Origin of the sequence: Streptomyces rectiviolaceus (genome assembly GCF_039533825.1) — a bacterium.
GTDB lineage: Bacteria > Actinomycetota > Actinomycetes > Streptomycetales > Streptomycetaceae > Streptomyces > Streptomyces rectiviolaceus.
Genome location: NZ_BAAAUG010000200.1, coordinates 1 through 26,573 on the forward strand (window position 1 = coordinate 1; position 26,573 = coordinate 26,573).

The 26,573-nt window shown below is 69.8% G+C and carries 23 protein-coding genes and 1 pseudogene; 19 read left to right on the plus strand and 5 right to left on the minus strand.

All coding sequences use genetic code 11. The annotated features are described in order from the left end of the window. The 3 genes from ABD378_RS40225 to ABD378_RS40235 all read left to right on the plus strand — a co-directional run. On the plus strand, positions 1-1,710 hold a 1,710-nt coding region (locus tag ABD378_RS40225; RefSeq protein WP_344529736.1), incomplete at its 5' end, for a family 20 glycosylhydrolase. Positions 1,711-1,994: 284 nt separating this feature from the next. After that, the gene (locus ABD378_RS40230; protein ID WP_344529802.1) at positions 1,995-3,398 is read left to right on the plus strand and encodes an alpha-L-fucosidase; all 1,404 of its coding nucleotides are present in this window, start codon (positions 1,995-1,997) and stop codon (positions 3,396-3,398) included. 114 nt (positions 3,399-3,512) lie between these two features. Further along, positions 3,513-3,911 carry a nuclear transport factor 2 family protein gene (locus ABD378_RS40235; protein WP_344529738.1) on the plus strand — a complete coding sequence of 133 codons (399 nt, stop codon included), beginning with the start codon at positions 3,513-3,515 and terminating at the stop codon, positions 3,909-3,911. Positions 3,912-3,918: 7 nt separating this feature from the next. Here the strand turns inward: ABD378_RS40235 and ABD378_RS40240 are convergent, their stop codons facing one another. Both ABD378_RS40240 and ABD378_RS40245 read right to left on the minus strand, forming a co-directional pair. After that, positions 3,919-4,383, minus strand: a complete 465-nt coding sequence (locus ABD378_RS40240) for a hypothetical protein (protein ID WP_344529740.1) — start codon at positions 4,381-4,383, stop codon at positions 3,919-3,921. A 56-nt stretch (positions 4,384-4,439) separates the two neighbouring features. Further along, positions 4,440-5,456 carry a LacI family DNA-binding transcriptional regulator gene (locus ABD378_RS40245; protein WP_344529742.1) on the minus strand — a complete coding sequence of 339 codons (1,017 nt, stop codon included), beginning with the start codon at positions 5,454-5,456 and terminating at the stop codon, positions 4,440-4,442. 250 nt (positions 5,457-5,706) lie between these two features. Between ABD378_RS40245 and ABD378_RS40250 the strand changes: the two genes are divergently transcribed. From ABD378_RS40250 to ABD378_RS40280, 7 genes are all read left to right on the plus strand, one after another. After that, positions 5,707-7,014 (plus strand): extracellular solute-binding protein, encoded by a 1,308-nt coding sequence (locus tag ABD378_RS40250; RefSeq protein ID WP_344529744.1) that lies wholly within the window; start codon positions 5,707-5,709, stop codon positions 7,012-7,014. 23 nt (positions 7,015-7,037) lie between these two features. After that, on the plus strand, positions 7,038-7,970 hold the full coding sequence (locus ABD378_RS40255) for a carbohydrate ABC transporter permease (protein ID WP_344529746.1): 933 nt from the start codon (positions 7,038-7,040) through the stop codon (positions 7,968-7,970). Then, positions 7,967-8,917 carry a carbohydrate ABC transporter permease gene (locus ABD378_RS40260; protein ID WP_386543041.1) on the plus strand — a complete coding sequence of 317 codons (951 nt, stop codon included), beginning with the start codon at positions 7,967-7,969 and terminating at the stop codon, positions 8,915-8,917. Before ABD378_RS40255 ends, ABD378_RS40260 begins: the two co-directional genes overlap by 4 nt. 119 nt (positions 8,918-9,036) lie before the next feature. Then, positions 9,037-10,287, plus strand: coding sequence for a glycoside hydrolase 5 family protein (locus ABD378_RS40265; protein WP_344529748.1), 1,251 nt, complete (start codon positions 9,037-9,039; stop codon positions 10,285-10,287). A 274-nt stretch (positions 10,288-10,561) separates the two neighbouring features. After that, positions 10,562-13,585, plus strand: coding sequence for an alpha-mannosidase (locus tag ABD378_RS40270; protein WP_344529750.1), 3,024 nt, complete (start codon positions 10,562-10,564; stop codon positions 13,583-13,585). A gap of 126 nt (positions 13,586-13,711) precedes the next feature. After that, positions 13,712-14,305, plus strand: a complete 594-nt coding sequence (locus ABD378_RS40275) for a GNAT family N-acetyltransferase (RefSeq protein ID WP_344529752.1) — start codon at positions 13,712-13,714, stop codon at positions 14,303-14,305. After that, entirely contained in the window at positions 14,265-14,729 is a 465-nt protein-coding gene (locus tag ABD378_RS40280) for a VOC family protein (protein ID WP_344529754.1), read from the plus strand. Before ABD378_RS40275 ends, ABD378_RS40280 begins: the two co-directional genes overlap by 41 nt. Here ABD378_RS40280 and ABD378_RS40285 read toward each other — a convergent pair. After that, positions 14,690-14,905: pseudogene (locus ABD378_RS40285) on the minus strand (hypothetical protein); the annotation flags it as partial. The gene ABD378_RS40280 and the pseudogene ABD378_RS40285 sit on opposite strands and share 40 nt — an antisense overlap. Then, positions 14,878-15,579, minus strand: a complete 702-nt coding sequence (locus ABD378_RS40290) for a FadR/GntR family transcriptional regulator (RefSeq protein ID WP_344529756.1) — start codon at positions 15,577-15,579, stop codon at positions 14,878-14,880. The pseudogene ABD378_RS40285 and the gene ABD378_RS40290, both read right to left, overlap by 28 nt. Before the next feature lie 235 nt (positions 15,580-15,814). On the opposite strand from ABD378_RS40290, the gene ABD378_RS40295 reads away from it, so the two are divergent. The 8 genes from ABD378_RS40295 to ABD378_RS40330 are packed head-to-tail and all read left to right on the plus strand — an operon-like array spanning position 15,815 to position 23,848. Beyond that, entirely contained in the window at positions 15,815-16,900 is a 1,086-nt protein-coding gene (locus tag ABD378_RS40295) for a sugar ABC transporter substrate-binding protein (RefSeq protein WP_344529758.1), read from the plus strand. Positions 16,901-16,908: 8 nt separating this feature from the next. Next, complete coding sequence (locus ABD378_RS40300) at positions 16,909-18,504, plus strand: sugar ABC transporter ATP-binding protein (RefSeq protein ID WP_344529760.1); 1,596 nt, start codon at positions 16,909-16,911, stop codon at positions 18,502-18,504. After that, entirely contained in the window at positions 18,497-19,540 is a 1,044-nt protein-coding gene (locus ABD378_RS40305; protein ID WP_386543037.1) for an ABC transporter permease, read from the plus strand. Before ABD378_RS40300 ends, ABD378_RS40305 begins: the two co-directional genes overlap by 8 nt. 49 nt (positions 19,541-19,589) lie before the next feature. Next, complete coding sequence (locus ABD378_RS40310; protein WP_344529762.1) at positions 19,590-20,930, plus strand: L-fuconate dehydratase; 1,341 nt, start codon at positions 19,590-19,592, stop codon at positions 20,928-20,930. Beyond that, entirely contained in the window at positions 20,927-21,682 is a 756-nt protein-coding gene (locus tag ABD378_RS40315; protein ID WP_344529764.1) for an SDR family NAD(P)-dependent oxidoreductase, read from the plus strand. Before ABD378_RS40310 ends, ABD378_RS40315 begins: the two co-directional genes overlap by 4 nt. A gap of 5 nt (positions 21,683-21,687) precedes the next feature. After that, complete coding sequence (locus tag ABD378_RS40320) at positions 21,688-22,692, plus strand: aldo/keto reductase (protein ID WP_344529766.1); 1,005 nt, start codon at positions 21,688-21,690, stop codon at positions 22,690-22,692. Then, positions 22,689-23,003, plus strand: coding sequence for an L-rhamnose mutarotase (locus tag ABD378_RS40325; protein WP_344529768.1), 315 nt, complete (start codon positions 22,689-22,691; stop codon positions 23,001-23,003). The genes ABD378_RS40320 and ABD378_RS40325 overlap by 4 nt, the downstream gene beginning before the upstream one ends. Then, the gene (locus tag ABD378_RS40330) at positions 23,000-23,848 is read left to right on the plus strand and encodes an amidohydrolase family protein (protein WP_344529770.1); all 849 of its coding nucleotides are present in this window, start codon (positions 23,000-23,002) and stop codon (positions 23,846-23,848) included. Before ABD378_RS40325 ends, ABD378_RS40330 begins: the two co-directional genes overlap by 4 nt. A gap of 16 nt (positions 23,849-23,864) precedes the next feature. Here the strand turns inward: ABD378_RS40330 and ABD378_RS40335 are convergent, their stop codons facing one another. After that, complete coding sequence (locus tag ABD378_RS40335) at positions 23,865-25,283, minus strand: lipase maturation factor family protein (protein WP_344529772.1); 1,419 nt, start codon at positions 25,281-25,283, stop codon at positions 23,865-23,867. 109 nt (positions 25,284-25,392) lie between these two features. Here ABD378_RS40335 and ABD378_RS40340 point away from each other — a divergent pair, with 109 nt between their 5' ends. Further along, the gene (locus ABD378_RS40340) at positions 25,393-26,565 is read left to right on the plus strand and encodes a DUF6777 domain-containing protein (RefSeq protein ID WP_344529774.1); all 1,173 of its coding nucleotides are present in this window, start codon (positions 25,393-25,395) and stop codon (positions 26,563-26,565) included. Positions 26,566-26,573: the final 8 nt, after the last annotated feature.

Sequence of the window (26,573 nt, forward strand, 5' to 3'; positions counted from 1 at the left end):
TACACCTACGGCCCGGGCACCCGGCTCGTCGCGCACGGGCAGGCGGCGCGCGAGGTCGCCCGCACCCTCGCCGACGATCTGCGCGCGGCGAGCGAGGGCCGGGTGCCGGTCACCGGCGGCGCCCCGCGCGACGGCGACATCGTGATCGACGTCGCTCCCGCACGCGAACCCCTCGGCGCCGAAGGGTACGAACTCCGCGCGGGCGAACGCCTGGAGATCACCGGCGCGACGGGGACCGGTGCCTTCTACGGCACCCGCACCCTGCTCCAGCTCCTGGCCCAGAGCGACCGCGTACCTGCCGGACGCACGGTCGACGTGCCCCGGTACAAGGAGCGCGGGGTGGGCGTCTGCGCCTGCTACATCCACATCTCGACGCCCTGGCTGGAGAACCTCGTACGCGAGATGGCGTACAACAAGCAGAACCAGCTGCTCCTCGAACTCAAGGTGAAGAGCGACAAGCACCCCGAGGCCAACAGCTGGGGCTACTACACCAAGAGCGAGATACGCCGCCTCGTCGCCCTCGGCGAGAAGTACCACGTCACGATCATCCCGGAGATCAACTCCCCGGGCCACATGGACCCTTGGCTCGAGAAGCGCACCGACCTCCAGCTCACCGACTCCGACGGCAAGCCGCAGCCGTCGCGCCTCGACATCACCAAGGACGAGGCCTTCGCGTACTACACGAGCCTCATCGACGAGTACGCCGAGGTGTTCCCCGCGAAGTCCTGGCACATGGGCGCCGACGAGTACATGCTCGGCTCCGACTTCGCCAAGTACCCCCACATCCTCGAATACGCGAAGAAGAAGTACGGCGAGAACGCGACCCCGCAGGACGCCTTCGTCGACTTCGTGAACCGGGTGCACGCGTACGCGAAAGGCAAGGGCAAGCAGCTGCGCATCTGGAACGACGGCTTGACCGGCGCGAACACGGTGCCCGTCGCGGCGGGGACGAGCGTGGAGCACTGGCTCGACGTGAAGACGAAGCCGAGCCAACTCATCGCCCAGGGCTACCCGTTGCAGAACGCCGCCTACGCCCTCTACCTCGTACGCGGCGGCTTCCACACCGACACCAAGGCGCTGTACGACAAGGCCTGGGACCCGCGCAGCTTCGAGGGCGAGAAGCTCGCTTCGCGGGACGGCATCACCGGGGCGAAGATCAGCCTGTGGCCGGACAACGGCCGGGGCGAGACCGAGAACGAGGTCGCGGCCTCCATGGCGATGCCGCTCAGTCATGTCGCCCAGGTCACGTGGGGCTCCGCACACCCGGACCCGACGTACGCCGACTTCACCGCGCGCGCCAAGTCCGCCGGACACGCGCCCGGTTGGCGGGACCTGACGAAGGTGCCGGTGGCGGACGGTACGTACACCCTGCGGGACACCAAGGGGCATGCGGAGCCCGCCGCCCACGAGATCAAGCGCACCGCCGACGGCTACGTCACTCTGAAGTCCGCGGCGGACGGCACCTGCCTGGAGACGCGCAGCGGGAAGCTCACGCTCAACGTGCCGCTGGAGCCGGGCAGTTCGGTCACGCGGGAGACATGCGACGCGGCGAACACCCTGCAGCGGTGGCAGCTGGTGAAGGCGGCGGACGGCTACCGGCTGACGAACGCGATCACGCAGATGTCCGTGCACGTGGCCGAGGACGGGCGGCTTCAGCAGTACCCGTCGGATCAGAAGACCCCGGCGGCCTGGACCTTGACCACCCGCTGATCCCATCGCCCCGACATCCGACAGGGAGACCCGCCCACCCATGACTGTCAGCAGACGTCTCTTCGTGACCGCCGCCGTCACCACGGCGGTCGCCGCGTCGAGCAGTTCCCTCGCCCTGGCGGCACCCGGCCCCGCGGGCACGGCCACTGCCCGCCGCTCCGGAACCGCCCTTCCGCATCCCGATCAGCTCCGACGACTCCCCGGACGATGTCGTCGCCAAGGCATCCCAAGTCCGGCCCACGGAACGGCAGATCGCCTGGCAGCGCCTTGAGCAGACCGCGTTCCTGCACTTCGGGGTCAACACCTTCACCGGCCTCGAATGGGGCACGGGCGACGAGGACCCCGACGTCTTCCAGCCCTCGGGCCTCGACACCGACCAGTGGGCACGGGCCCTTCGCGACGGCGGCTTCAAGCTCGCCATCCTCACGGTCAAGCACCACGACGGCTTCGTCCTCTACCCCTCGCGCTACACCAAGCACAGTGTGGTGAGCAGCAGTTGGCAGGGCGGACAGGGCGACGTGCTGCGTTCGTTCGCCGACTCGCTGCGCCGCCACGAGATCAAGGTGGGCGTCTACATCTCGCCCGCCGACGAGAACCAGTACCTGCACGGCGTCTACGCCAACGGCAGCGCACGCTCACGGCGCGCCATCCCCACGCCGGTCGAAGGAGACGACAGGGCGGGCGACGCCGCCGTGCGCTCGTTCACCCTCGACGCGACCGACTACGGCGCGCACATGCTCAACCAGCTCTACGAGGTGCTCACCGAGTACGGGCCCATCGACGAGGTGTGGTTCGACGGGGCGCAGGGGCGCATCCCGCCGGAGAAGGTCGAGACGTACGACTGGGACAGCTGGTACGCCGTCATCCGCGCCCTGGCCCCGAACGCGACGGTCGCGGTGCGCGGCCCCGACGTCCGGTGGGTCGGCAACGAGGGCGGGCTCGCGCGCGAGAACGAGTGGAGCGTCGTCCCCGTCAAGGACTCGGGGAACGGGAGCATCGACTATGCGTTGAAGTACGACGCGCCCGACCAGGGGAGCCGGGAGGCGCTGGCCGAGGCGAGGGCGGTCGCCCAGTACGTGCAGTGGTGGCCTGCGGAGTGCGACGTCTCGATCAGGCCGGGCTGGTTCTACCACGAGGACGAACAGCCCAAGTCCGTCGAGCAGTTGACGGACATCTGGTTCCGCTCGGTGGGCCGGAACTCCGTTCTGCTCCTGAACATCCCGCCGGACAAGCGGGGTCTGCTCCCGGAGGCGGACGTGGCGCGGCTGCGGGAGTTCCGCGAGCGCATCGGGCTCGAGCTGCCGGAGGACTTCGCGCGGGGTGTGCGGGTCCGCGCTGACGGCCGCCGACCGGCGTACGCGGTCGACGGCGACCCGGACACGGCATGGGCGTGCCCGGCGCCCTCCCGGGGGACGCTCACGGTCGACCTGGGCAAGGCGCGCGAGGCCGACCGGATCCGGCTCGGCGAGGACATCCGGCGGGGTCAGCAGCTGGAGCACGCGGTGATCGAGGCGCGGGTGCCCGGCAGCTCCGGATGGTCCCTCGTGGCCGAGGTGGACACGGTCGGGGCGAGCCGGGTCCTGACGCTGCCCGCGCCGGTGCGGGCGCGTGAGTGGCGGCTTCGGGTGACGGGGTCGCGCGGGGCGGTACGCCTCGCGGAGTTCGGCCTGTATCGGTCGCGGATGTAGGAGGCTCAGCACGAGCGGACGGACGGATTGCGGCCTCGTCCGTCCGCCCGCCCCCGCCCCCACGTCCGCGACAGCCGAAGTCCCGTCCCACATCCCGGTGTTACCGTCACGGCCATGTCCAAGAGCGAGATCGACACCCTGACCGCCGAGTTCTTCGGCGCCTTCGACAACGTGGGCGGCAAGGCCGCCGACGTGTCCCGTCTTCGCCGGCTGATGCTCCCGGGCGGCGTGATCGTCACGACAGGACCGGAGTTCAAGGCGTACACGGTGGACGAGTTCATCGAACCGCGTCAACGGCTCCTGGCAGAGGGGCGGTTGGTGGAGTTCTCCGAGTGGGAGACATCCGAACGGACCGAGATCGAGGGCGGCATCGCCTCGCGGTTCGGCACATACAGCAAGTCCGGGATCTTGGACGGCGCCCCCTTCGAGGGAGGCGGAACAAAGACCATCCAGTTCGTCCGCACCCCGGAGGGCTGGCGTATCGCGGCGTTCTCCTGGCACGACAAGGACTGACCACCGCTCACGAGGGCCACTCGACCCCGCCGTCCCGCACCGCCAAGGGGTGGAGCTGCTCCTCCTCGTAGAACCTGAACCATCCGACGCGGACGGAGCCGTCGAACCGCTCATGGTGACCACAGGCCTTGGCCGCCAGCCAGGTGAGCAGTTCGCCGACGCGGTCGAAGTCGTCCGGGTGGATCTCCTGCCGGGCGGTCAGCGCCCAGCCCACCTTCCTCCGGAGCAGCACGGAGGTGAGTGCTCCACCCACCTTCAAGGCAGTGTCATGGCACCCCAGGAGCGGCACGGGGACGTCTTCCGTGACGAGCTCGCCCTGGTCGTCCTCCATCACGACCGGGAACTCGCGCACCACGGTCAGTCTCACCGGCTGGGGGCCCAGGCCGAGATGCCACCGGAGTTCGGCGATCTCCTCCTCGGAGATGTCGTCACGCAGGTCCATCGCCATCGAGAATTCGTACATGTCGGCCATACCGGCACCGTACTTGTGGGGTACGACAGCCCCGCGCCGCCAGGTCAGGGGGCGGCTCAGCCCTCGGCCACCCGCCCCGTGCTCTCCCGTTCGATGAGCGTTGGCAGTGGCACCTGGACCGTGGCCGCGGGGCCGTCGTCCAGGAGTGACAGGAGTTCGCGCGCCGCCGTCCGGCCGAAGGACACCGTGTCGCGCGACAGTGCCGTCAGCCATGGGTGCACCATCCGGCACAGGGCCGAGTCCTCCCACGCGATCACCGATACGTCCCCCGGCACGGCGAAGCCGAGCGAGGCCGCCGCGGCGACGCCGGCCACGGCCATCACGTCGTTGTCGTACACGAGAGCCGTCGGTGGGGACGCGGCACGAAGCACACGGCGTGTCACTGCGGCTCCCTGCGCGTCCGAGTAGTCCGTGGTCACCGAGCGGACCTCGGACAGGTCGCGCCGCTGCGCCTCGGCCCGCAGCGTACGGATCCGCCGCTCCGTGTGGGCGAGGCCGGGCAGCCCCGCGATGTGCACGATGCGGCGGTGGCCGAGGGCGTACAGGTGGTCCACGATCGATGCCATCGCGCCCGCGTCGTCCGCCCAGACGGTGGAGAGCCCGGTGTGGTGCGCGTCCGGGTCCGGCACGCCGCCCGTCACCACCGCGGGCAGCCCGAGATCGTCGAGGAGCGCGGGTCGGGGGTCGGCCGTGCGCGGGTCCACGACCAGGACTCCGTCCACCCGGTGCTCGGCCCACCACCGCTGGTAGACCGCGCACTCGGCGGCCACGTCCTCCACCACCTGGAAGAGCAGGCCCAGTTGACGCTCCGCCAGGACCTCCTGGATGCCCGAGATCAACTGCAGGAAGAACGAGTCCACGCCCAGCGTCCCCGCGGGCCTGGCCACCACGAGGCCCACCGTCGCCGAGCCCTCGCCGGACAGTGCGCGCGCCGCCGTGCTCGGGTGCCAGCCCAGCTGCTCGGCGACCCTGCGGACCCGGTCGCGGGTGACGTCGGAGACCCCGGGCCGGTCGTTGAGCGCGAAGGACACGGCGCTCTCGGAGACTCCGGCGCGGCGCGCGATGTCCTTCATGGTCGGCCGGCGTGCCGGGGACCGCTTGCCTTGCACCGGTGTTGCCCCTTTCCTGTGGAGCGCATACTAATGCGCTTGAGCCAGCCCACTCTAAAGCGCATTAGTCGATCCCCGCAAGAAGTTCAACGCACCGAGCTGACCTGCACAGTTGGCGCGCTGGACAGGATTATTCAACGAATCCATTGACTTTTTACCGGAGTTCCATGCAAGGTCTGCCTCACGCTGGGCCGAGCAAAGGAGCCGTTTCACCGTGCGCATCTCCCACCACCCCCGCATCCCCAGAAGGGCAGCCGCCGCTGCCGCCGTCCTCGCAGTGCTCCTGCCGCTGAGCGCCTGCGGCGACGGGGGTGACAGCGGCGGCTCGACCGACGCGTCCGGCAAGATCGAGGGCGAGATCACCTTCCAGACCTGGAACCTGAAGGCCAACTTCAAGTCGTACTTCGAGGGCGTCGTCGACGGCTTCGAGGAGAAGTACCCGGGCACGAAGGTGAACTGGGTCGACCAGCCCGGCGAGGGCTACGCCGACAAGATCAGCGCCGACGCCGCGGCCGGCACCCTCCCCGACGTCGTCAACGTCTCGCCCGACCTGGTGGCGCCGCTGGCCAAGGCCGGGCTCGCGCTCGACCTCGACAAGGCCGCCGGGAAGTACGAGAAGGAGTACCTGCCCGGGGCGTGGAAGAGCCACCAGATACCGGGGACGGAGGGGACGTACGCCTTCCCCTGGTACTTGAACACCGGGCCGCTCTTCTACAACAAGCGGATCTTCAAGGACGCGGGGCTCGACGCCGACAAGCCCCCGAAGACGTACGGCCAACTCTTCGACAGCGCGCTGCAGTTGTCGAAGAAGAGCAAGGGCAAGACCGCCACGCTCGCCAACATCCCCACCATCGAGGACTTCGGGCGCTACGGCGTCCCGCTGATGGACAAGGACGGGACCAAGTTCACCTTCAACGGCGCCAAGGGCGTCGAACTCCTCACCGAGTACAAGAAGTTGTACGACGCGAAGGCCCTGGACGGGCAGGCGCTCAACGCCACGCCCGAATCGACGGGGAAGAAGTTCCTCACCGAGGCCGTCGCCATGAACCCCGGAAGCGCCCTGGACCTCGGCAAGTTCAAGAAGGAGGCGCCCGGCCTCTACAAGAACATCGGGATCACCCCGCAGATCACCAACACCGGCAAGGACAACATGTACGTGATGGGGGTGATGGTGAACACCCGCACCAAGCAGACGCCCGCCGCAGTGGCCTTCGCCCACTACGTGACGGACGCGCAGCGGCAGATGTCCTTCGCCAAGAAGGTGGCGATCTTCCCCAGCACGGAGGGTTCGCTCGACGAGCCGTACTTCACCAAGCAGGACGGCACCGATGACACCCGCGTGCGGGTCGCCGCCGCCAAGTCCATCAAGACCGCGGTGAATTACACGCCGGTGCTGTTCAGCGAGCAGATGAAGATCGAGCTGCGCAACGCGGTCGCCCGGGCGCTGCAAGGCAAGGAGAGCCCAGAGGAAGCGCTTGACAACGCTGTCAAGCGCTGCGACCGGCTGCTGAAGCAGAGCTGAGACGACGACACGGGACCACCACCATGAAAAGCTCCAGCGCCGCCACCGTTCCCCGTGCCGCCGCCGACCGCGGCCCCCGTCGCCGCATCAGGCGTCAACTGCCCTCCAGCCCTTGGCTGTTCGCCGCCCCCGGGCTGCTGATCGTCGGCGTCTTCATCCTCTATCCGTTCGTCAGCACGCTCATCAACTCCTTCACCGACAAGCGGACCCTGATCCCGGGGGAGTACGTCGGCCTGGACAACTTCCGGGAGCTGCTGCACGACGACATGTTCTGGATCGGGCTTCGCAACTCGACGCTGTACATCGTGGGGGTCGTCCCCGCGCTCGTCCTGCTGCCGCTGCTGCTCGCGATGCTCGTCCAGAAGCACATACCCGGCATCACCTTCTTCCGGTCCGCCTTCTACACGCCGGTGGTCGCGTCCATCGTCGTGGTGGGCCTGATCTGGGTGTGGATGCTGGATGAACGGGGCCTGGTCAACGCGGTGCTCGAAGCGGTGGGCGTCGGCTCGGTCGGCTTCCTCAGCGACCAGTGGCTGCTCCTGCTGAGCGCCATGGCCGTCACGGTCTGGAAGGGTCTCGGCTACTACATGATCATTTATCTGGCGGCGCTCGCCAACGTGCCGCGCGAGCTGCACGAGGCCGCATCGGTGGACGGCGCAGGCGCGGTGCGCCGCTTCTTCACGGTCACCGTGCCCGCCGTGCGCTCCACGATGGTCCTGGTCGCCGCGCTGTCCTCGGTCGCCGCCTTCAAGGTGTTCTCCGAGGTCTATCTGATGGCCGGACCCAACGGCGGTCCGGCGGGCGAGGACACCACGCTCGTGATGCTGGTGCAACGCGTCGGCACCGGCCTGACCGGCCGTGTCGGGTACGCGTCGGCCATCTCGGTCGTCGTCTTCGTCGTCACCGTCGCGCTGATGCTGCTCGTGCTGCGCGCGGACCGGAAGGAGGACGCGTGAGCATCGCGACGGACACGCGGAAGACCGAGCAGGCGCAGCGGAAGGCGCAGCGGAAGGCGGAGGGGAAGGTCCGCAAGGCCGGTGCCCGCAAGCGCGGGCGGATCACCGACGAGAACGGCCGCCGGATGCCGGTGTGGGAGATCGTCCTGCGCTACGGGCTCCTGCTCGCCGTACTGGCGTTGATGATCGGGCCCTTCCTGTGGCAGCTGTCCACCTCCCTGAAGGGCCCGCACGAGAACATCTTCAGCTCCCCGCCCAAGTTCCTGCCGAGCAGCCCGACCCTGCACAACTACGAGCGGGTCGCCGACACCATCCCCGTCTGGGACTACGCGCTCAACTCCCTGAAGGTGGCCGCCGCCAACGTGGTGACCAACTGCGTGGGCGCCACGCTCGCCGGCTACGCCCTCGCGCGCCTGCGCTACCGGGGCCGCAAGGCGGCCACGGTCGTCTTCATCCTGGCCATGCTGGTGCCCGTGGAGGGCATCATCATCGCCCAGTTCACGACCATGCGGGAGCTGGGCCTGAACAACACCCTCATCGGAGTGCTGCTGCCCGGCTGCGTCTCCGCGCTCAACGTCCTGCTGATGCGCAACGCCTTCCTGAACCTGCCCTACGAGATCGAGGAAGCCGCGTACGTCGACGGCGCCAACGTCTGGCAGCGATTCCTGCGGATCGCCCTGCCCGCGGTCAAGGGAACCCTCGCCGTGGTCGCGATCTTCGCCTTCATGGGCGCCTGGGACGACTTCCTCTGGCCGCTGATCGTGCTGAGCGACCCGGACAGGTTCACCCTGACCATCGGCCTGAACTATCTGCACGGCACCTTCGCCAACGACGAACGGCTCGTCGCCGCGGGCACGGTCATCGCCGTCCTTCCGCTGATCGTGCTCTTCGCCTGTCTCCAGCGGTACTTCTTCCGCGGGGTGGGCGAGGGAGCGGTCAAGGGCTGAGGCGCAGCCGCGCCCCGCATCCCCCTCGCACCCTGTGTATCCCCCGCACTCCCTGCATCCCGGGCCCCGCACCGGCCCCACCCCCCGCACCCCCGAGAACCAGGACTCGCATGCCTCGTATGACTCGTGTGCCTTCCGACGCGCCGCGCTTCGGCGCGAACTACACCCCCAGCCAAGGGTGGTTCCACCACTGGCTCGACTTCGACATCGACGCCGTGCGCACCGATCTCGACTCGATCGCCTCGCTCGGCCTCGACCACATCCGGGTCTTCCCGATCTGGCCGTACTTCCAGCCCAACCGCACCCTGATCCGGCCGCGCGCCGTCGAGCAGCTCGTCGCCCTCGCGGACGCGGCGGCCGAGCGCGGGCTCGACGTCAACGTCGACGGACTGCAGGGGCACCTGTCGAGCTTCGACTTCCTGCCCGCGTGGACGCAGACGTGGCACCGGCGGAACATCTTCACCGACCCCGACGTGGTGGAGGGCGAGGTCGCCTACCTGCGTACGCTCGCCGCCGCTCTCGCCGACCGGCCGAACTTCATCGGCATGACCATCGGCAACGAGGTCAACCAGTTCTCCGCGGGCCCGCATCCCGACCCCGACCGGATCACCGAGGACCAGGCGGGGGAGTGGCTGCGCCGGGTGCTCGCCGCCTGTGAGGAGGGTGCCCCCGGCAAGCTGCATCTGCATGCCGAGTACGACGCCGCCTGGTACCAGGACGACCAGCCCTTCACCCCGGCCCAGGCCGCGCGGCTCGGCGGCGCGACCGCCGTGCACTCCTGGGTGTTCAACGGCACGGCCCAGCGGCACGGGCGGGAGGGGGTCGCCACCGCGCACCACGCCGCGTACATGATCGAGCTGTCCAAGGCCTGGGCCGACGATCCGCACCGCCCTGTCTGGCTCCAGGAGGTGGGCGCGCCCGCTCCCCTCATCCCCGCCGAGCATGCCGCTTCGTTCACCGAGGCGACGGTGGCGGCGGCGCTGGACTGTGCGGATGTGTGGGGGGTGACGTGGTGGTGCTCGCACGATGTGTCGCGTTCGCTGGCGGATTTCCCTGAACTTGAGTACAGCCTGGGGCTGTTGACCAACGAGGGACGGGTCAAGCCGGGGGGTGAGGTGCTGGCTCGGCTCGCGAAGGAGTGGCGGGGGCGGGAGTACGCGCCCGCGGTGCGGGGCACTGCCGTGGTGGTCGACGACTCCACCTCGGCGCGGTCCGCGTGTGCCCCTGGGGGAGCGGTGTTCGAGGCGTTCATGGGCCTCGTCGCGGACGGGGCCCGGCCCACCACTGTTCTGGCCAGCAGGGTTGGTGACTCGGCGCATTTGGCTGCGCGGGGCATCACGGAGGTCGTGCGGCCAGGGGAGGTCGGCTAGGCCCCAAGATCGCTCCCCAACCCCGCCCCTTCCCGAAAACCCGCTCTGGCGCGGGGGCCTTGCGCGCCGTTGATCACCGGCTTCGCCGAGTTCGTCCTCAAACGCCGGACGGGCTGATAGTTCAGCCCGTCCGGCGATTGAGGACATCTTGTACGGGGTCTGGGGCGGAGCCCCAGGTAGGCCCTCGCGCCCAGCGAGTTTTCGGGAAGGGGCGGGGTTGGGGAAATTGAATCCGTCCACCCCACCCGCACTCAACACCCAAACGGAGAGCACCATGCACGACGACCGCACCCTCATCGAAGCCCGCCTCAAGCGCGTCCTCGACGAGCGCGTCCGCCCTGCGATATACCCCGAGTCCGTCCCTCTCGACGTCGCGGTGTGGACCGCCCCGGGTGAGCCGGTTCCTGTTGAGGAAGGCCTCGCAGCGATCCCCGAGCCCACCGAGGTCGGCGCAGCCTGGGGCGCCCCCTGGGCCACCAGCTGGTTCCAGGTGACCGGCACCGTGCCCACGGAATGGGCGGGGAAGACCGTCGAGGCCGTCCTCGACCTCGGCTTCGACGAGAACATGCCCGGCTTCCAGTGCGAGGGCCTGGTCTACCGCCCCGACGGGACGCCGGTGAAGGGCCTCAACCCCCGTAACCAGTGGGTACGGATCGCCGCCCCCGCGACCGGCGGCGAAGACGTCCACCTGCACATCGAGGCCGCCTCCAACCCCGTCATCCTCGATTACCACCCCTTCCTGCCCACCCAGCTCGGCGACAGGGAGACGGCCGGCAGCGAGCCCCAGTACAAGCTCGCCCGCATGGACCTCGCCGTCTTCGACGAGACCGTGTGGCAGCTCGTCATCGATCTGGAGGTGCTCGGCGAGCTCATGCAGGAGTTGCCGGAGGACTCCGGGCGCCGCTATGCCGTCGTGCGGGCCATCGGCCGCGCCCTGGACGCCGTCGACCTCCAGGACGTGAACGGCTCGGCGCCCGCGGCCCGCGCCGAGCTCGAAGGTGTCCTCAGCACCCCCGCCGAGCCCTCGGCCCACCGCATCAGCGCCGTCGGCCACGCGCACATCGACTCGGCGTGGCTGTGGCCGCTGCGCGAGACGGTGCGCAAGGTCGCGCGTACGACGTCGAACATGACCGCGCTCATCGAGGACGAGCCGGACTTCGTCTTCGCCATGTCCCAGGCGCAGCAGTGGGCGTGGGTCAAGGAGCACAGGCCCGAGGTGTGGGCGAAGGTCAAGAAGGCTGTCGCGGATGGGCGGTTCGTGCCCGCCGGCGGTATGTGGGTCGAGTCGGACACGAACATGCCGGGCTCGGAGGCGATGGCCCGTCAGTTCGTGCACGGAAAGCGGTTCTTCCTCGACGAGTTCGGCGTCGAGAACGACGAGGCGTGGCTGCCCGACACCTTCGGCTTCGCCGCAGGACTGCCGCAGATCATCAAGGCGGCGGGGTCGAAGTGGCTGCTTACCCAGAAGATCTCGTGGTCGCAGACCAACCGTTTCCCGCACCACACCTTCAACTGGGAAGGCATCGACGGCACCCGCATTTTCACGCACTTCCCGCCCGTCGACACCTACAACTGCTCGATGAAGGGCAGCGAGATCGCCCACGCGGCGAAGAACTTCAAGGACAAGGGGGTCGCCCGGCACTCTCTCGCGCCGACCGGCTGGGGTGACGGAGGCGGCGGCACCACCCGCGAGATGATCGCGAAGGCGGGACGCCTGCGGAACCTGGAGGGCTCGGCCACCGTCGAGTGGGAGACCCCCGCCGCCTTCTTCGAGAAGGCCGAGGCGGAGTACCCGAACGCCCCTGTCTGGGTGGGCGAGTTGTACCTGGAGCTCCACCGCGCCACCCTCACCAGCCAGGCGGGCACCAAGCAGGGCAACCGCCGCAGCGAGCACCTGCTCCGTGAGGCGGAGCTGTGGGCGGCCACGGCTGCCGTGCGGGCGCCCGAATTCGCGTACCCCTACGAGGAGTTGGACCGTATCTGGAAGACGGTCCTGCTCCACCAGTTCCACGACATCCTGCCCGGCTCGTCCATCGCCTGGGTGCACCGGGAGGCGCGCGCGACGTACGCGGCGGTCGCCGATGAGCTGAACGGCATCATCGCCGCGGCCCAGCGTGCGCTGGCGGGCGATGGCGGCACGGGCACCCTCGTCTTCAACTCCACCCCGCACACCCGCGACGGCGTCCCCGCGGGCGGCGCGAGCCCCGCCGCCATCGACGGCGAGTCGGCGATCGCCTCGCGCGCCGACGGCGGCTACGTCCTCGACAACGGCCTCCTGCGGGTCGAGATCGACGCGCGCGGTCTTGTCGTCTCGGCGTACGACATCGCGGCCGACCGGGAGACCGTCGCACCCGGTCAGGCGGCGAACCTGCCGCAGATCCACGCCGACTTCCCGAACATGTGGGACGCGTGGGACGTCGACGAGTTCTACCGGAACACGGTCACCGATCTCACGGAGGCGGACACGGTCGAGCCCGGAGATGACGCTGTCTCGGTCCGTGTCGTGCGGACCTTCGGCGGTTCGCGGCTCACGCAGGTGCTGTCCCTGGCCCCCGGCTCCATGCGCCTGGACATCGACACGGAGGTCGACTGGCACGAGACGGAGAAGTTCCTGAAGCTGGCGTTCCCGCTGGACATCCACGCGGAGCGGTACGCGTCGGAGACGCAGTTCGGCCATTTCTACCGGGCCACGCACACCAACACGAGCTGGGAGGCCGCCAAGTTCGAGGCGTGCAACCACCGCTTCGTGCACATGGAGGAGCCGGGCTGGGGTGTCGCCCTGGTCAACGACTCGACGTACGGCCATGACGTGACGCGCACGGTGCGCGCGTCGGACTCGGGCACGACCACGACGGTACGCGCCTCGCTCCTGCGCGCCCCGCGCTTCCCCGACCCCGAGACGGACCAGGGCGTCCACCGCTTCCGGCACGCGCTGGTGCCGGGGGCGGGGATCGGCGACGCGGTGCGGGAGGGGTACCGGATCAACCTTCCCGAGCGCCGTGTGACCGGCGGGGCCGAGGTGCCCCCGCTGGTGACGGTCGACAACGACGCCATCGTCGTCACGGCGGTCAAGCTCGCCGACGACGGCAGCGGTGACGTGGTCGTCCGCTTCCACGAGTCGCGCGGCGGTCGCGCGAAGGCGACGCTGGCCGCGGGCTTCCCGGTCGGCTCCGTCGAGGTGACGGACCTGCTGGAGCGCCCCCTCGCCGACGCCGCGGCGCCGGAACGCTCGGGCGACGGTGTCACGCTGACGCTGCGACCGTTCGAGCTGGTGACGTTGCGGCTGACGCGGGCGTGACGGCTCGCTGAGCAGACTTCGAGCGGGGGCATCGAGCAGATGCTCGGACGCCGGACGGGCTGGTCCATCAGCCTGTCCGGCCGCTTCGCCCGCGCCGGGAAACACGCCCCGTCCTACGATGCCCGAATGACCGACCCGAGACCGGCGACCGAAGAACTGCGGACCGTCCGGCTGTCGTTGAGGCGCCCGGTCGAAGCCGACATCGACGCGATCTTCGCGATCCACAGTGATCCCGGAACCTGTCTGCACAATCCCTCGGACGCGCTGGTCCGTCCCGAAGAGGCAGCGGCGCTCTATCAACGCTGGAACGACCAGTGGCAGAGCTGCGGATACGGCTACTGGGTCGTCCGGCGCCACGACTCTGCCCGGCAGCTTGGCTTCTGCGGGATCAAGCCCGTGGACCTGCACGGCATGCGGACCCTCAACCTCTTCTACCGCTTCGCCACGTCCGCGTGGGGCCGGGGCTACGCCGCCGAGTCCGCCACCGCGGTGACCACTTGGGCCTCTCGCCATGTTCCTGATCTCCCGCTCATCGCCCGCGTCCGCCCGGCCAATGCCGCCTCCCGACGCGTGGCGGTCGCGGCAGGCCTGACCCGGGCGGAGCACCTCGACGCACCTGGCTACGACGGGTTGGACTGGATCTACGCGGCGACGCCGACTGCCGGGCACACTGACCGGCATGCCTATCTCCCTGCATCACATCATCATCGACGCCCATGATCTGCCCGCCTTGGCCCGGTTCTGGGCCGAGGCGCTGCGCTGGCGGATCCTGTCCGAGCGGGAGCGCCACCCTGTGGTGGAACGCCCGCCGGACGGCAGGGAAACGCTTGCCGTCGCGGCGCGGATGGACCCGGTTGGCGAGCAGGACGTGGACGCGTCCGGCGTGGCCCGCGATGCCGCCGAGGGCGACGGCGTTCTCGTCGTGCACCTCGCCCGTCACCACGTGATCACGCCAGTGGCAGTGCTCCGTCGACACGGCGTGTGCACGGGCCTCGCCGCGCGGTGTGAACGTCAGGCCGGTCAACCCCAGGGGTTCGGCGATGAGTTGGGCGACGAGTACGCCACGGCCGTGCCCGGCCGGGTCGTGAGGGGAAGCGCGCGCAGGCCGTCCAGGAGCGCACGACGTGTGGGGGTACTGCGGTAGAACGGCACGCCGCCTGGTAGGCCCGTGGTGTGCGCGAGGAGCTGGCCGACCGTGATCCTGGCCTTGTTCGTGCCGCGGTGAGCGGGCAGCAGTTCCTCGATCGATCGGGTCCGTGAGGGCCGGCGCGCCCCGCTCGGCCAGGGCTGCCCTATCCGTCCAGCTGCGCCCGCATCCACTCCTCCACCTCTCCCACGTGCGCCGCCGCCGCGGCCCTCGCCGCCTCCGGGTCACGGGCCACCAGGGCGCAGTGGATCCGCGCGTGCTCCCGGCGCGTGCGCTCGAAGGCGCCTTCCTCCTGGTAGCCGCGCCATACGCGCGCACGGAACGTGCGCGAGGAGAGGCCCTCCAGGATCGCCGCCATCGTGTCGTTGCCCGCCGCCAAGGCGATCGTGCGGTGGAACGCCAGGTCGTGGGAGAGGATCTCCTCCGGGTCCTCCGTGGCGTTCATCGCCTCCAAGTGCTTCTCCACATCGGCCAGTTGGTCCGCGGAGATGCGGGCCGCCGCCAGCGCCGTGGCCGTCGACTCGAGAACCCTCCGCACCTCGAGCAGCTCCACGAGCCGCCGCCCGCGTGACAGATCGGCCACGACTCCGAAGGTTTCCAGGAGATCCCCGGCCTCCAGCTGGGTGACGTAGATGCCCGAGCCGTGTCGGGCCTCCAGGACCCCCATCACCGTGAGCGCGCGAATCGCCTCCCGCATCGAACTGCGCGAGATGCCCAGCTGTGTGGCCAAGTCCCGTTCCGTCGGCAGGCGTTCGCCCGGTTCGAGCCTGCCCTCGCCGATCATCGCCTTGAGCTGCTCTATGGCCCGCCCGGTCACGGTGCCCTTCTGCGGGGCGGTCTGGTCCACGTGGCGCTCCTCCACTAGCCGAGTGCGCCGCAGTCTAACCAGAGATGTGGTCCGACCACTACGGCTCAAAACCAGGAAAACTTGGCGTCGAGGGGTGTTGTGAGCGCCAAGTGGTCTGATAAATATTCGCCCAGCAGTCGCTGGGACTCGCCAGGACTTCGTCCGATCCCGATCGATCCACACCTGATCCACACCCCGATCCACACTCGATTCACGCTCGATGAGGAGCCGTCAGATGGCCGGCAGAAATGTGCGCAACAGGTCCAGCAGGGCGGGGATTTCGCGGGCGGCGCGGATCGCCGCCGCGGCGGCCTGCGCGTCCCTCGTGCTCACGGCATGTGGCAGTACGAAGGACAGCGCGGCGCCCGCGGGCGGCGAAGGCGGCGGAGAGGGCAAGGTCGGGGTGATCCTGCCCCTGCTGACCTCGCCGTTCTGGCAGTCGTACAACGACTACGTGCCGAAGATGGCGAAGTCCGAGGACGTCGACGCCATGAAGACGGTCAACTCCAACAGTGACCCCTCGCAGCAGATCACCGACATCAACAACCAGCTCAACCAGGGTGTGAAGGGGCTTGTGGTCGCGCCGCTCGACAGTGCGGCGATCTCCGCCGGGCTCGACCAGGCCGAGCGCAAGGGCGTGCCCGTGGTCGCCGTCGACGTCGCCCCCGAGAAGGGCAAGGTCGCGATGGTGGTGCGGGCCAACAACAAGGCGTATGGCGAGAAGGCCTGTGAGTACCTCGGGGGGCAGGTCAAGACCGGCAAGGTCGTCCAGATCATGGGAGACCTCGCATCCGTCAACGGCCGCGAGCGCTCCGAGGCCTTCCGCACCTGCGTGAAGAAGAAGTACCCCAAGCTCAAGGTCCTGGAGATCCCCGCCAAGTGGGAGTCCGACACGGCCGCGTCCAAGCTGGACACGCTGCTCAACTCCAACCCCGACATCAAGGGCATCTACATGCAGGCGGGCGGCGTCTATCTCGCGCCCACCCTGCAGACGCTGAAGTCCAAGGGAATGCTGAAGAAGACGGGCGAGAAGGGGCACATCACCGTCATCTCGAACGACGGCATCCCGCAGGAGTTCGACGCCATCCGCAAGGGCCAGATCGACGCCACGGTGTCGCAGCCCGCCGACGCGTACGCCAAGTACGGGATGTACTACATCAAGGCCGCGATGAACGGGAAGAAGTTCAAGCCGGGCCCGACCGATCACGACTCCACCATCGTGAAGCTGCCCAGCGGCATTCTCGAGGACCAGCTGCCCGCTCCGCTGGTCACCAAGGAGAACGTGGACGACTCCAAGCTGTGGGGCAACACGGTCAAATGAGTACGCCGATGACCAAGACCCCGGCTCCGGGGCCGAAGGAGCCGACAGCGCTCGTCGAAGCGACCGGCATAGTCAAGCGGTACGGACCCACCGTCGCGCTGCAGGACGGTCAGCTGACCGTCCTGCCCGGTGAGTCCCACGCCCTCGTCGGCCGCAACGGCGCGGGCAAGTCCACCCTCGTCACCATCCTCACCGGACTCCAGGCCCCGGACGCGGGCACCGTCCTCTTCGACGGCGAGCCCGCGCCGCCGCTCAGCGACCGCGACGCCTGGCGCCGCAAGGTGGCCTGCGTCTATCAGAAGCCAACGGTCGTACCCGATCTGACCGTTGCCGAGAACCTCTTCATCAACCGGCAGCCCGAAGGGCGCGGCGGCTTCATCAGCTGGCGCAAGCTGCGTGCCCAGGCCGCGGAGGTGCTCGACACCTGGGACGTGCGGGTCGACCCGGACGCGCGTACCGCCGATCTCAAGGTCGAGGACCGCCAAATGGTGGAGATCGCACGGGCGTTGAGCTTCGGAGCGCGGTTCATCGTCCTGGACGAGCCCACCGCGCAGCTCGACAACCGTGAGATCGAGCGGCTCTTCACGCGCATGCGGGCGCTCCAGGAGTCAGGCGTCACCTTCCTCTTCATCTCGCACCATCTCCAAGAGGTGTACGAGGTGTGCCAGACCGTCACCGTCCTGCGCGACGCCCGCTGGATCACCACCGCGCCCGTGGCCGACCTGCCGCGCGCCGCCCTGGTCGAGGCGATGGCGGGCGAGGCCCTGCGGGAGAAGGAGGCCGCCGAGGAGTCCGTCGCCCGGACCGAGGTCCCCGCCGACGCCACGGTGATGCTCGACGTCACGGGCCTCACCAGCGAGTCGTACGCGGACATCGACCTGACCGTCCGCAAGGGCGAGGTCGTCGGGCTCGCCGGATCCAGCGGCAGCGGCAAGATCAACCTCGCCGAGACCATCGCTGGGCTGCACACGCCTACCGGCGGCAGCGCCCGGCTCGACGGCGAGCGGCTGCCGTTCGGTGATGTGACCGCCGCGCTGCGGGCCGGCGTCGGCTGTGTCCCGCGCGACCGGCACGACCAGGGCCTGGTCTTCGGGATGACGATCGGCGACAACGCCACGATGACCGTGCTCGACCGGCTCGGGAAGTACGGCTTCGTCGGAACCGAGCGCAAGCGCGGCTTCGCCGATGAGCTGATCGAGCGCCTCGACATCCATGCCGAGGGGCCCGACCAGCTCGTGTCCGACCTCTCCGGCGGCAATGCCCAGAAGGTCGTCATGGCACGCGCCCTCGCCTCCGACCCGCGGCTCCTCGTCCTCATCAACCCCACCGCGGGCGTGGACGTGAAGTCCAAGGAGTCACTGCTCGCCCGGATGGACAACGCCCGCGATGACGGCACCGCCGTCCTCGTCGTCTCCGACGAACTGGACGACCTGCGGCGCTGCGACCGCGTGCTCGTCCTCTTCCACGGCCGGATCGTCGCGGAACACGAGGCCGGTTTCGCCGACCACGACCTGATCGCGTCGATCGAAGGGGTGGGCGGCCCCGCGGGCGCGACCAGCCCCCACCGGCCCGCAGCCAAAGAACAAGGAGACAGCCGTGGCTGACACGAAGGCCCCGTCGGCCTCGACCGCGCCGAACCTGACGGCGAAGACGGACACCGCCCGCAAGCAGGCACGCTCGGTGCTGCTGCGAAGGGCCAGGGAACTAGCCCTGGTCCCGGCCCTGTTGCTGCTCATGCTGCTCGGCGCACTGGTCAACGACTCGTTCCTCACCGAGCGGAACCTCATCTCCATCCTCGGCGCATCCGCGGCCCTCGCGATGGTCGTGCTCGCCGAGTCGCTCGTCCTCATCACCGGCAAGTTCGACCTGTCCCTCGAATCGGTCGTCGGCATCGCGCCCGCCGTCGGCGCGCTCCTCGTGCTGCCCGCCGCTCAGGCCGGATTCGGCACCGAGATGCCCGCCGTGGTGGCGCTGCTCGCGATCGTCGTCGTCGGCGCGGTCATCGGCGCCTTCAACGGCATCCTCGTGGTGAAGCTCAAGCTCAACGCATTCATCGTCACGCTCGCCATGCTGATCGTGCTGCGCGGACTGCTCGTCGGCGCGACCGAGGGCAAGACGCTCTTCGGTATGCCCGACGCCTTCTACACCCTCGCCACCTCGACGTTCCTGACCATCCCGCTCTCGGTGTGGCTGGCCGCCGTCTCCTTCGGCGTCGCGGGCTTCGTCCTCAAGTACCACCGCGTGGGGCGCGCGCTGTACGCGATCGGCGGCAACGCCGACGCGGCACGCGCCGCCGGCATCCGCGTCGAGCGCGTGATGCTCGGCGTGTTCATCGTCGCAGGATGCCTCGCCGCCGTCGGCGGACTCATGCAGACCGGCTACGTCGGCGCGATCAACGCCAACCAGGGCCAGAACATGATCTTCACCGTGTTCGCGGCCGCGGTCATCGGCGGCATCAGCCTCGACGGCGGCAAGGGCACCATGTTCGGCGCCCTCACCGGCGTCCTGCTCCTCGGCGTCGTACAGAACCTGCTCACTCTCGCCCAGGTGCCGTCCTTCTGGATCCAGGCCATCTACGGCGGAATCATCCTGGTCGCCCTGATGATCGCGCGCGTCACCACCGGCCGCGCACAGGACTGACCCCGCTCCGGGTTCCCCGTCTCCTTGTCCCTTTCCGGAAAGGCCTCCTGTGTCCCCGACCTCAGCCCGCATCACCGCGGTCGACACCTTCGACGTACGGTTCCCGACCTCAAGGGAGCTGGACGGATCCGACGCGATGAACCCGGACCCCGACTACTCCGCCGCCTATGTGGTGCTTCGCACCGACGCGGACGACGGCCTGGAGGGGCACGGCTTCACCTTCACCATCGGGCGCGGCAACGACGTGCAGGTCGCCGCGATCGAGGCGCTGCGCCACCACGTGCTCGGCCGGTCCGTCGATGAACTCTGCGCCGATCCGGGGACGTTGAACCGCGACCTCATCGGGGACAGTCAGCTGCGCTGGCTCGGGCCCGAGAAGGGCGTGATGCACATGGCCATCGGCGCCGTCGTCAACGCGCTGTGGGACCTAGCGGCCAAGCGTGCGCGCAAGCCGCTCTGGCGGTTCCTGGCGGACGCCGAACCCCAGTGGCTGGTCTCCCAGATCGACTTCCGCTACATCGCGGACGCCCTCACCCCACAAGAAGCCCTGGAACTCCTCCAGTTGGGCCGTCACGGAGCCACCGAGCGCGAAGCCTTGCTGCGAACCAACGGCTACCCCGGCTACACGACGTCACCGGGCTGGCTCGGATACAGCGACGAGAAGCTGACCCGCCTGGCGCGCCAGGCCGTGGCGGACGGCTTCACCCAGATCAAGCTGAAGGTCGGCGCGGACCTGGCGGACGACGTACGCCGCTGCCGTACCGCCCGTGAGGCCATCGGGCCCGGCATCCGGATGGCGATCGACGCCAACCAGCGCTGGAACGTCGGCGAAGCCGTCGAGTGGACGCGCGCCCTTGCGGAGTTCGACCCTTACTGGGTCGAGGAGCCCACAAGCCCCGACGACGTCCTCGGCCACGCCGCCATCCGCAAGGCGGTCGCACCGGTCAAGGTCGCCACCGGCGAGCACGTGCAGAACCGCATCGTCTTCAAACAGCTCCTCCAGGCGGGCGCCATCGACGTGCTGCAGATCGACGCGGCCCGCGTCGGCGGCGTCAACGAGAACCTCGCGATCCTGCTGCTCGCCGCCAAGTTCGGCGTCCCCGTCTGCCCGCACGCCGGTGGCGTGGGCCTGTGCGAACTCGTCCAGCATCTATCGATGTTCGACTACGTGGCACTCTCCGGCACCACCGAGAACCGCGTCATCGAGTACGTCGACCATCTCCACGACCACTTCATCGACCCGGTCGTGCTGCGCGAGGGCCACTACATGGCGCCCACCGCACCGGGGTTCTCGGCCATGATGCGGGCCGAGTCCCTCGCCGAATTCACCTATCCGGACGGCGCCTTCTGGGCCGCCGACCTCGCTCAGGGCAAAGGAGCAGCCGCATGACTGACTTCGAGGGGCTCAAGGCCCTGGTCACGGGGGGAGCCTCCGGCATCGGGCGCGCCACCGCCGAGCTGCTCGCCGCGCGCGGCGCCCAGGTCGCGGTGCTCGACCTGAACCCGGACAGCGTGGAGAAGCCGCTCACCGGATACCGCGCCGACGTCTCGGACGACGCCTCGGTGCGCGAGGCCGTCGCCGCCGCCGTGGCCGGGCTCGGCGGACTCGACGTACTGATCAACAACGCGGGGATCGGCGCGCAGGGCACAGTCGAGGACAACGACGACGCCCAGTGGCATACGGTGCTCGACGTGAACGTCCTCGGGATCGTGCGCACCACCCGCGCCGCCCTTCCGCACCTGCGCGCATCCGGCCATGGGGCGATCGTCAACACCTGCTCGATCGCCGCGACCGCGGGCCTCCCGCAGCGCGCCCTGTACTCGGCGTCGAAGGGCGCGGTGCTCTCGCTGACGCTCGCCATGGCCGCCGACCATGTACGCGAAGGGGTGCGCGTCAACTGCGTCAACCCCGGCACCGTGGACACCCCGTGGGTCGGCCGCCTCCTGGATGCCGCGCCCGACCCGGCGGATGATGGAGCCGCGCTCGCGGCCCGGCGGCCGACAGGGCGCCTCGTATCGGCGGACGAAGTCGCGGGCGCCATCGCGTACTTGGCGAGCCCGCTCTCCGGCGCCACCACCGGCACCGCGCTCGCCGTCGACGGCGGCATGCAGGGCCTGCGGCTCCGCCCGGCGGGCCAGTGAGCGGCATGGCCCGGCGCATCCTAGGACCCGGCGGCGTCGAGGTGACCGAGCTGTCCTTCGGCGCCGCCGGACTCGGCAACCTCTACACCCCGATCACCGACGAGGAGGCGGCCGGGGCGATCGACGCCGCATGGGACGCGGGCATCCGCTGCTTCGACACCGCGCCGCACTACGGCCTCGGCCTGTCCGAGCGCAGGCTTGGCGAGGCGCTGCGGGCACGCCCACGCGACGCGTACACGCTCTCGACCAAGGCGGGCCGCGTCCTCGAAGCGGTGGAGCGGCCCGTGGGCGACGACCTCGCCCACGGCTTCGCCGTGCCCGCCACGCACCGCCGTGTCTGGGACTTCAGCGCGGACGGTGTCCGGCGCTCCCTGGAGGCGAGCCTCACCCGCCTCGGCCTCGACCGCGTCGACATCGTGTACCTGCACGACCCGGACGACCACGCGGAACAGGCCTTCCGCGAGGGGTATCCGGCCCTGGAGCGGCTGCGTTCCGAGGGCGTCGTCGGCGCGATCGGAGCGGGCATGAACCAGACGGCGATGCTCACCCGATTCGTCCGTGACACGGACGTCGACGCCGTCCTGTGCGCGGGCCGCTACACACTCCTCGATCAGAGCGCCCTGGCCGAGCTGCTCCCGGCGGCGCACGAGCGCGGCAAGGCTGTGGTCATCGGCGGCGTCTTCAACTCGGGCCTGCTCGCCGACCCCAGGCCGGGTGCGACCTACGACTACACGACGGCGCCCCGCTCCCTCCTGGACCGCGCCCGGCGTCTGAAGGCGATGGCGGAGCGGCACGGCACCACGCTGCGGGCGGCGGCCCTGGCCTTCCCCCTGGCCCACCCGGCGGTGGCCACCGTCCTCGTCGGCGCCCGCTCGGCGTACGAAGTCCAGGACGCGGCAGCGCAGTTCGCGTCCACCGTCCCGGCCGGCTTCTGGAAGGAAGCCCGAGCCGAAGGGCTGCTGCCCGTCGGCGTTCCCGTGCCCGGAGAAGAGCGAGAGGACCCCGCGTGAGAATCGCCCTGCACACCAAGGTCCGCGCCGACCGCGTCGCGGAGTACGACGCCGCGCACCGCGAGGTGCCCGCCGAGCTCGCCGCCGCCATCCGCGCCGCGGGCGCCACCTCCTGGACGATCTGGCGCAGCGGAACCGATCTCTTCCACGTCCTGGAGTGCGAGGACTACGCCCGTATGCTCGCCGAGCTGGACAAGCTGCCGGTCAACATCGCCTGGCAGGCGCGCATGGCCGAGCTCCTGGACGTCGTCCACGACTACTCGGCCGAGGGCGCGGACGCGGGGCTGCCCGCTGTGTGGGAGCTGCCGTGACACCGCACATCGTCGACGCCCATCACCACGTGTGGGACCTCTCCGTACGCGACCAGGAATGGATCACCGGCGACGCGCTCGCCCCGATCCGCAGGGACTTCTCCCTCGGCGACCTCCTGCCCGAGGCGCGCGCCGCGGGCGTTGCGGCGACCGTGCTCGTCCAGACGGTCACCGTCGCCGAGGAAACCCCCGAGTTCCTCGCCCTGGCGGCGGACAGCGACCTCGTGGCGGGTGTGGTCGGGTGGATCGATCTCACCCGCCCGGATGCCTGTGACACGCTCGCGCACCTGCGTCAACTCCGGGGCGGGCAGCGCCTCGTGGGCATCCGGCACCAGGTCCAGGGCGAGTCGGACCCGCAGTGGCTGCTGCGGCCCGACGTGCGCCGTGGCCTGGCCGCGGTCGGCGCGGCGGGTCTCGCCTACGACCTCGTGGTCCTGCCCCACCAGCTCCCCGCCTGCGTCAAGGCCGCCCAGGAGCACCCCGAACTCACCTTCGTGCTGGACCACTTGGGCAAGCCGCCCATCGCGTCCGGCGCCATCGAACCCTGGGCCGCGGCCGTCCGCTCGCTCGCCGCGCTGCCCAACACCGTCTGCAAACTCTCAGGTCTGGTGACCGAGGCCGACCCGAAGACCTGGACGGTCGACGACCTGCGTCCGTACGCGGACACCGTCCTGGACGCCTTCGGCCCTGACCGGCTGATGTTCGGATCGGACTGGCCCGTCTGCATCCTGGCCGCCATGTACGGCGAAGTCGTCGACACCGCACGGCAGTTGACCCACACGCTGAGCGACAGCGAACGCGCCGCCCTCTTCGCCGGGACCGCGACCCGCGTCTACAGCCTCTGACCCGGACGCCCGCGACTCAGCGCGGCGAGTCGACCCGCGTAGGGGGCAGGAACTCCCGTACGTACGTCCGCTCCCAGCAGGCACCCGTCTCGCGCAGCTCACGCCAGGTCGTGTAGCGGTAGCGGTACAGGCGGGCGCGGATGTACGCGGGAGGCGCGTCCGGCGGGAACGGGACATGGCGCAGCAGCCGCAGCGTGTCCCGGTCGCCGTCCAGGAGCCGCTCCACCAGCGGGCCGAACCACGTCCGCGCGTACGCGGGGGAGAGCGCGGCGAACCACATCATCCAGTCGAGCCGCAGGTGGTACGGCGCGAACTGCCGCGGCCAGCGGCGCACATCGCCCGGCTTGCCCTTGAACTCGTACTCCCGCCACTCCGATTCCTTGCGGGGTGTCGCGTCCGCCGTGCCCTCGATGACCACCTCCTGGCGGACGCGGCTGACGCTGCCGAACGCGCCGTAGGCGTTGACGAGGTGGAGCGGGTCGAAGGAGTAGTTCATGATCTGCCGCCGCGAGAACAGATTGCGCGCGGGCCGGTAACTCAGCCCCAGGAGCAGGGCCGTCACCGCGATGACCACCACCTCGTACCAGAGCGGGGGAGCGGGCGACCGCGACGGCGCTCCCGCGCTCCCGAAGTCCACGACGGACACGGCGACCACGATCGTCATCCAGTTCAGCCAGGAGAAGTTCCCCGAAAGGACCAGCCACAGCTGGGTGGCGATCATCAGGCAGGCCGCGGCCGTCGCGATCGGCTGCGGCGTGAACAGCAGGACAGGGACGACGAGTTGGGTGAAGTGGTTCGCCGCCACCTCCATCCGGTGGACCCGCTTGGGCAGATGGTGGAAGAACCAGCTCAGCGGGCCCGGCATCGGCTGCGTCTCGTGGTGGAAGTACAGGCAGGTGAGCTCCCGCCAGCACGCGTCGCCGCGCATTTTGATCAGCCCCGCCCCGAACTCGACACGGAACAGCACCCAGCGCAGCAGGAAGAGCACGAGCACCGGCGGCGCCGTCTCGTCATTGCCGAGGAAGACGGCGAGGAAGCCCACCTCCAGGAGCAGCGACTCCCAGCCGAAGCCGTACCAGGTCTGCCCCACGTTCACGATCGAGAGATACAGGCCCCACGGCACGGCCCACAGCAGCATGCCGCCCCACAGGGGGAGGAGTCCGTCGGCGCCCGCGAGCAGCGCGAGGGCGCAGGCGCAGCCCGTCCACGCGACGAGGGCGAAGAAGCGGTCCGAGTAGTGGAGCTGGAAGAGGCTCGGCGCCCGGCGGAAGGGCACGCCCTCGACGTAGCGCGGCACGGGCAGCATGCCGCGCTCCCCGATCAGGGCACGGAACTGCAGCGCCGCTCCCAGGAACGCGACGAGATAGACCGCGGCGAGCGCCCGCTGGAAGACGAGGCGGCCGAGCCAGTACTGATCTGCGGTGAACCACTCCACAAGGCCATCTTGCGCCCAAACCGGCCCCGGCCCCCTCCCGGCTTGCGCCGACGCTCCGGCTGCCTCAGAGAATGGGGGCAAAGTGCCCGATAACAGGCGGGAGAGCACGGTGCGTGTGCCCACCAGGCCCACCAAAACCTTTGCGACGGCCTTCGCGATATCCGCGGCCATCGCCGTCGCAGGCTGCTCCGGCGGAGGCGACAAGAACTCCGCCGACGGCGGGCCGGAACTGTTCATGCAGCCGGTCGCCGCCCAGGGCCCAGATCCGTTCACCGACTCCACCGCGACGTCCACGGCGCCCCCCTCGCCCGTCACCCGTTCGCCGCAGCCGTCGCCGACCGGAACCTCCTCGCCCACCGCCCAGGGCGTGCGCTCCCTGTCGGGCGGTACGCCGGGTCTGTACGGCGGCACGGAGAACGTGGGCAGCTGCGACGTCGACGCCCAGGTCCGCTTCCTCACCGCCGACCAGGGCAAGGGCCGCGCCTTCGCCCAGGCGTCGGGCATCTCCCAGGCCGACATCCCGGGCTTCCTGCGCGGTCTCACACCGGTCGTGCTGCGGGCCGACACCCGCGTCACCAACCACGGCTACCGCGACGGCGGTGCCACCAGCTACCAGTCCGTGCTGCAGACGGGCACCGCGGTCCTGGTCGACAACCGGGGACTGCCGCGCGTGCGGTGCGCCTGCGGGAACCCGCTGAAGCCGCCGGTCGCGTTCAAGGGCACCCCGAGCCACCAGGGCAAGCCGTGGTCCGGCTACCGCCCGGCGCAGGTGATCGTCGTGACACCGGCGCCGAAGATCATCGTGAACATCACCATCGTGAACATCGTGAACAACACGTGGATCGAGCGGAAGACGGGCGACCACGACGGCGACAAGGACCGCGTGGTGCCCACGCCGCGCCCCACACCCACACCTACGCCCACACCCACCACACCTACGCCCACGCCGACAACCCCCAGTCCGAGCGAATCTGAATCGGACGAGGACAGCGGCACCCCCACCGAACCGGGCACCACCTCACCGGACTGCCCGACGGAGCCCCCCGACGCGGGCGCGGAGCCGCCCATCGGCACCCCCTCCGAGATCCCTCCGGGCTGCCCCACGCCCACGCCCACGTCGAGCGAGCCCAGCACGCCGGACGAGCCAAGCACGCCGGAGGACGACACGGTGGAGCCGCCGTCCCAGGAGGACCCCGGCGACGAGACCGTCCCTGAGGTCCCGGAAGACCCCTCCCTGTCCGACAACCCTCTGACCAGCGATCCCGGCACTTTCCAGAGCTGAGCGTGCGC

Bases quoted from the DNA above. Each gene is read 5' to 3' on its own strand.
- ABD378_RS40235 (WP_344529738.1), top strand. From the start codon at position 3,513: ATGTCCAAGAGCGAGATCGACACCCTGACCGCCGAGTTCTTCGGCGCC.
- ABD378_RS40295 (WP_344529758.1), top strand. From the start codon at position 15,815: ATGGCCGGCAGAAATGTGCGCAACAGGTCCAGCAGGGCGGGGATTTCG.
- ABD378_RS40275 (WP_344529752.1), top strand. From the start codon at position 13,712: ATGACCGACCCGAGACCGGCGACCGAAGAACTGCGGACCGTCCGGCTG.
- ABD378_RS40245 (WP_344529742.1), bottom strand. From the start codon at position 5,456: ATGAAGGACATCGCGCGCCGCGCCGGAGTCTCCGAGAGCGCCGTGTCC.
- ABD378_RS40265 (WP_344529748.1), top strand. From the start codon at position 9,037: ATGACTCGTGTGCCTTCCGACGCGCCGCGCTTCGGCGCGAACTACACC.
- ABD378_RS40300 (WP_344529760.1), top strand. From the start codon at position 16,909: ATGACCAAGACCCCGGCTCCGGGGCCGAAGGAGCCGACAGCGCTCGTC.
- ABD378_RS40315 (WP_344529764.1), top strand. From the start codon at position 20,927: ATGACTGACTTCGAGGGGCTCAAGGCCCTGGTCACGGGGGGAGCCTCC.
- ABD378_RS40270 (WP_344529750.1), top strand. From the start codon at position 10,562: ATGCACGACGACCGCACCCTCATCGAAGCCCGCCTCAAGCGCGTCCTC.
- ABD378_RS40320 (WP_344529766.1), top strand. From the start codon at position 21,688: ATGGCCCGGCGCATCCTAGGACCCGGCGGCGTCGAGGTGACCGAGCTG.
- ABD378_RS40255 (WP_344529746.1), top strand. From the start codon at position 7,038: ATGAAAAGCTCCAGCGCCGCCACCGTTCCCCGTGCCGCCGCCGACCGC.
- ABD378_RS40240 (WP_344529740.1), bottom strand. From the start codon at position 4,383: ATGGCCGACATGTACGAATTCTCGATGGCGATGGACCTGCGTGACGAC.
- ABD378_RS40280 (WP_344529754.1), top strand. From the start codon at position 14,265: ATGCCTATCTCCCTGCATCACATCATCATCGACGCCCATGATCTGCCC.